The sequence below is a fragment of the Shigella sp. FC1567 genome, from assembly GCF_001743015.1.
GTDB classification, from domain to species: domain Bacteria; phylum Pseudomonadota; class Gammaproteobacteria; order Enterobacterales; family Enterobacteriaceae; genus Escherichia; species Escherichia coli.
In genome coordinates, this window is the sequence record NZ_MIIV01000438.1 from 1 (window position 1) to 310 (window position 310).

Sequence of the window (310 nt, forward strand, 5' to 3'; positions counted from 1 at the left end):
TGTATACGGAGAAGCACATCCGTATCATCAGTGTGACGACTGCGGCGGCCATCCATCCAGTCATCGGTTCGTCTGAGAATGACGTGCAACTGCGCACGCAACACCCGGAGACAACGGCTGACTAAGCTTACTCCCCATCCCCGGGCAATAAGGGCGCGTGCGCTATCCACTTTTTTGCCGTCCATATTCAACGGCTTCTTTGAGGAGTTCATTTCCATCGTTTTCTTGCCGAGCAGGCGCTGGAGTTCTTTAATCTGCTTCATGGCGGCAGCAAGTTCAGAGGCAGGAACAACCTGTTCTCCGGCGGCCA

1 pseudogene is annotated in these 310 nt (G+C 54.5%); it reads right to left on the reverse strand.

The window, feature by feature from the left end:
- A pseudogene (locus BHE85_RS19370) lies at positions 1–310 on the reverse strand (IS3 family transposase); the annotation flags it as partial.